Genomic DNA, 4632 nt, shown 5'->3' with positions numbered 1-4632 from the left:
GCTAAAATCGTCTCGATAATCTCCTGTTGGGGAAAGCGAAAGCTATCATAGCCCCAAATTTTTTGAAAAATAGTCTGGATGCTTTCGGGATATTGGGAAGACATGGTTAGACTGCTGGGGTGTGGGGTGTGGGGTGTGGGGTGTGGGGTGTGGGGTGTGGGGGAGTTGAGCGGTTTTGACTATCCCGGAAGGGGAACGATTTTCCCCCGGACTTGAATTTTTTTGGCACTTTTTTAATAATCTGTTACACTTATAGCGATCAATCTTTGTCTGGGGAATTACTGATGACTGAACCTGTTAGCACCACTGACCCCGCAGTAGAAACCGCCACCGAAGCGCAACCCAGTTACGTCAAGCTGGCGATGCGGAATATGGTCAAGAAAAAAGGCGTCTCGTTAAAACACTTTTTTTTGACTACAGCAGCCCTATTAGGCTTTTTTGTCGGTATTTCCTATCTGACGCGTCCCTAGGGTGAAATCTGGTGAGTGAGACTTTGCCCCTAGGGGTGGATTTATGCCTACAGGATAATTATTTTAATCCCGGAAATAGTCCTGTGGATGGGGAAACTTGGCACTATTGGTTGGAGACATGGTTAGGCTATCTATCGGATTATCTCCCCCTTGCCGCCGGTTATGAACTAAGTTTGCGTTTAACAGACGATCGAGAAATTCAGACCTATAATTGCCAATATCGCCACAAAGATCAACCGACGGATGTTCTCGCTTTTGCCGCTCTGGAAGTGGATTTACCAGTGGATGAGGGCATTTTAGAGACAGAACCTTTATATTTGGGGGATATTATCATCTCTGTGGAGACAGCACAACAACAGGCTTTAACACAAAATCATTCTTTGGCGCGAGAATTGGCCTGGTTAACTGCCCACGCTTGTTTACATCTTTTGGGTTGGGACCATCCCGATGAAACAAGTCTGTTAGAAATGCTATCTTTACAGGAAACTTTGTTAAAAACCGTCGAAATGCCGATACATAGTTAGTTATTTTTGTCAAGCATTATTGAGGAATATGAAGACAAACTATCATCAAGCCAACCAATCTACCAGCCTATCTAATCCCTATCTCAACAATAATTTTATCCCTCGATCGGGACAGGTTAGTGAGGGCAACAATCCCAGTCAAAGAGAATACGCTTGGCAAGTCGCCTCGAATCTGTTAGTCAGTTTTCGCTACGCTTGGGCCGGAGTCCGTTATGCTTTTGTTAGTCAAAGAAATTTTCGCATTCACACCCTGATTACCCTAGTAGCGGTTAGTTGGGGCTTATTTTTGCGGGTTAATGCCATGGAAATGGCGATTGTCACCCTTACCTGCGCTCTGGTGATGGTCTTAGAATTAATTAACACTGCCCTAGAATCAGTCGTAGATCTGACGGTGGGGCAATCCTACCATGATTTAGCCAAAATAGCGAAAGATTGTGCCGCTGGTGCCGTTTTAATCGCCTCGATCGCCGCTTTACTCGTAGCGGCTTTTATTTTTATTCCCCATTTATTAGTTTAAGTGGGAAGTGGGAAGTGGTGAGAGAGGAGTAGGGAGAAAAAGCTAACTCCTGACTCCTGACTCCTGACTCCTGACTCCTGACTCCTGACGGCTAAAAAAGCCGATTCGGTATAAGGGGACTCGACAGCTTTTAGCCGATAAATTTAACTTTTCTTAACCTAAGCCTAAACTGGTGAGGGGAGAGGGTTTCGCTATATATAAAAAATTGTCATCCTCGATACAGCAAAAAATCTCTTTTGTCCCCTTATAGGTTAGAGTATAGTTATTGATAAGACTTTTTTGTAGATCTTGCAGGAAATCTCCCATGAGTGCCATAACTTTCTCCACCGCTCCCACCGCTTACTCTATCAGGATGATTAAGGACGAAGTCCGTCAGATGGTAAGCTAAACGGCTTTTACTTCGGATCACCGATATAGACTCCAAAAGGGTTATAGCTATTGGATCATGCAGGTTAAGCGCCGTTTAGCTTAGAACAGGGGGTAGTGAGCAGACACCAACCGATCTACACCCTCTGTCAGTTCATTCCCCCTCGGGAGTGGGTTTGTGTTGAATGTGAACTAGAACGGTGTGACTACCTTCTCAGGGATCAAATTGGTGACTTAATCGCCTCGGAATCTTGGGATAATGACTAAACTCCCGTTTGCCGATCTGGGTAAAAATCGGACCAATCAGAAATTTATCAGCCTTGTCCACTCTATATAACTATTATAATTCAGCCCCGGTTAATTCTGGGGCTGAAACTATGGGGAGAGAGGGGGATAATTGTTGAGAAAAAAGAATTTTTGGCAAAATTTAGCCAAGTTAGTTTAAAAGTTACCCATTGCCAAGGGACGCTATCTCTAACATCCCCAAATTTTCCCTAACTTAAAATCAGTAGTTGGCGCTGTTGTAAAGAACGCACACCAGTTAATCCTAAGGCAACTTGAGCGTCGATTTCTCCCACGCTTAAACGACCATCACAAGCTTGTAAAAAAGCAAATTCTCTCTCCGAGAGATTAACCGGCCGATAATCGTAATCTAGAACACTTGCACTAGGCCAACCGTAAAGACAGGGATGAACTTCGGCCACTGCATTCTCGAGGACTTGATCCCTGGACCAATCGGCAGTCAAAATCGGTGGTTTAGCGAGGAAAAATTCATAGTGGGTGATTTCCGGGTCTAATAATTCCGTCAAGCGATAACGTTCCCTTTCCCCTAAATTTTGCGCTCTAGCCATCAATTCGGGGGATTTACCCAATAAACGCTCTAATTGCCAGTAGGAAGGGTTAGAAAAGCCAATAAAGGCTAATCCTGACGCATCAATCAGTTGAAAAAGGGTATCGATATTATAGTCCACTTCCCGGGGGTGAACGTACATATCAGCGAAGGACTCATCGCGATGATTTTCCATTGACCAACGCTCTTTTTCCCGTTTCAAAATGCGATTATTTTCTGGTAGGGAGGCAAAAATCTCTCGGCCGACAGCGACCCCATCTTTATAATCCCCGCGCCGGTCTCCTTGCAAAAGTGCGATCGCCGATTGCATTAACTGGATTTCCCAGCGGCCCAATTGTGCATAGACAAAAATGTGCAGCAGACCACCGGGGGCCAGTTTTTGCGCGAGGGATTGAATCCCTTTAATCGGGTCCGGGAGATGGTGCAGCACCCCGACGCAGTTAATTAAATCAAATTCTCCGGGGAGATTAGTGGCGGATTCAAGGGGTAAATGGTGAAAATCCAGAGAACCTCGGTGTTTTGGTGCGACTCCAGAACGATTACAGCGTTCTTTGGCGATTTCTAGGGCTTTTTCACTGATATCTATAGCGACTATATTAGCAAAAGGGTTGAGCGCGAGCAGATATTCGGTTCCCGCACCAGTACCACAACCCGCATCGAGAATGCGGATATCCTCTCGTTCGGGTTTACGATGACAACAAAAGTTATAGGCAGCAATCCAATTCCAGCGCCAATTGTAACCGGGAGGAGGTTCATCTAGGAGCGGTTCGGGGGGGAAAGGATAGGTATTGTAGAGACGTTGTACAGCAGTGCGAATAGTAGCGTCGTCGGACATGAAAATTGGCGGAGTTTAGGATAACACTCGATCGATTGTCTCACAGACGGCAGCGATCGGGAAAGTCAGCCGGGGTTTTTTTGAGTTGGTCGGGGGTAAATGATAAATAATCATTATGACTATCCAGTTCTGTGCCAAAATTAGATATTATTTCTTTGGTCGATATTTTTTTCTATTCCTTGTCCTACTGTCTCTTAACCCTATCTAAGTTTTACTGGCAATTATTCGAGAGTCATTCTCTAACAATTATCTCAAATATAAGCAAATCTTGCCGATACAAAAAACCATGAGAATTAAGTCTATAAAGCTTATTAATTATCGAGGTGCAGTCAGTTTAAACATCGACTTTCATCGGCAACTCAACGTATTCATAGGAGTTAATGGTGCGGGAAAATCCACCATTTTAGATAGTTTGGCGATTATGCTTTCATGGTTAGTTAATCGCCTAAAAAATACTAATGCCAGTGGACGACAGATGAGCGAAACCGAGATTAATAATGGTCAGGGGACGGCTATAATTGAAATCACGGGGGTGACGGAAGATAGTCAAGAGATTACTTGGAAAATAGTAAAAACTAGGACTGGATATATCCACGCTGGAGAACGGAATAATTTTAGCCAATTAAATGAATACACTCAACAAATACAACGACAAATTACTGAACATCAAGGAGAAATTAACTTACCTTTATTTGTTTATTATTCTGTTAATCGAGCAGTGCTGGATATACCATTAAAAATTAAAACAAAACATCAATTTGATTCTCTAAGTGCCTACGAAAATGCTTTAACCAGTGGATCAGATTTTCGCACTTTTTTTGAATGGTTTCGCGAACGTGAAGATTTAGAAAATGAAAATAGAAAATATCAGTATGATCTAATTAAACCGGAAGGTTTTTGTTTTCCCGATCCCCAATTAGAAGCAGTTCGGGAAACGATCGAACGTTTTCTACCCGATTTTAGTAATCTTAGCGTCCGTCGTAATCCCTTGAGAATGGAAGTAACAAAAAAGAATGAAATAGTTACTGTTAATCAACTTTCTGATGGAGAAAAATGTCTGATTGCTATGC

Annotated in this window: 7 protein-coding genes and 1 pseudogene; 5 read left to right on the top strand and 3 right to left on the bottom strand. The window is 43.2% G+C overall.

The annotated features are described in order from the left end of the window. Positions 1-106: 106 nt before the first annotated feature. A complete protein-coding gene (locus PX481_RS25930; protein WP_288026490.1) occupies positions 107-229 on the bottom strand; it encodes a hypothetical protein in 123 nt (40 codons plus the stop codon). A 55-nt stretch (positions 230-284) separates the two neighbouring features. On the opposite strand from PX481_RS25930, the gene PX481_RS25925 reads away from it, so the two are divergent. Genes PX481_RS25925 through PX481_RS25915 form a run of 3 tightly spaced genes read left to right on the top strand, consistent with a single transcriptional unit; the run spans position 285 to position 1511 of the window. Beyond that, on the top strand, positions 285-470 hold the full coding sequence (locus PX481_RS25925; RefSeq protein ID WP_002752941.1) for a DUF3285 domain-containing protein: 186 nt from the start codon (positions 285-287) through the stop codon (positions 468-470). A gap of 11 nt (positions 471-481) precedes the next feature. Then, positions 482-994: an rRNA maturation RNase YbeY gene (gene ybeY / locus PX481_RS25920; protein WP_002763439.1), complete on the top strand. Its 513-nt coding sequence runs from the start codon at positions 482-484 to the stop codon at positions 992-994. Between the two features lie 28 nt (positions 995-1022). After that, positions 1023-1511, top strand: coding sequence for a diacylglycerol kinase family protein (locus PX481_RS25915; RefSeq protein ID WP_002763438.1), 489 nt, complete (start codon positions 1023-1025; stop codon positions 1509-1511). Between the two features lie 153 nt (positions 1512-1664). Here the strand turns inward: PX481_RS25915 and PX481_RS25910 are convergent, their stop codons facing one another. Beyond that, the gene (locus PX481_RS25910; protein ID WP_002763436.1) at positions 1665-1847 is read right to left on the bottom strand and encodes a hypothetical protein; all 183 of its coding nucleotides are present in this window, start codon (positions 1845-1847) and stop codon (positions 1665-1667) included. Between the two features lie 132 nt (positions 1848-1979). Between PX481_RS25910 and PX481_RS25905 the strand changes: the two are divergent. Next, positions 1980-2144: pseudogene (locus PX481_RS25905) on the top strand (DUF4327 family protein); the annotation flags it as partial. Positions 2145-2371: 227 nt separating this feature from the next. Here the strand turns inward: PX481_RS25905 and PX481_RS25900 are convergent. Next, on the bottom strand, positions 2372-3562 hold the full coding sequence (locus PX481_RS25900; RefSeq protein ID WP_288096831.1) for a class I SAM-dependent methyltransferase: 1191 nt from the start codon (positions 3560-3562) through the stop codon (positions 2372-2374). A gap of 286 nt (positions 3563-3848) precedes the next feature. On the opposite strand from PX481_RS25900, the gene PX481_RS25895 reads away from it, so the two are divergent. Further along, a partial coding sequence (locus PX481_RS25895) for an AAA family ATPase (protein WP_288096829.1) occupies positions 3849-4632 on the top strand: 784 nt, incomplete at its 3' end.

The sequence above is a fragment of the Microcystis sp. M53603_WE2 genome (assembly GCF_030065435.1).
This window is presented reverse-complemented; position numbering and strand designations above follow the sequence as displayed.

Bases quoted from the DNA above. Each gene is read 5' to 3' on its own strand.
- PX481_RS25925 (WP_002752941.1), top strand. From the start codon at position 285: ATGACTGAACCTGTTAGCACCACTGACCCCGCAGTAGAAACCGCCACC.
- PX481_RS25900 (WP_288096831.1), bottom strand. From the start codon at position 3,562: ATGTCCGACGACGCTACTATTCGCACTGCTGTACAACGTCTCTACAAT.
- PX481_RS25915 (WP_002763438.1), top strand. From the start codon at position 1,023: ATGAAGACAAACTATCATCAAGCCAACCAATCTACCAGCCTATCTAAT.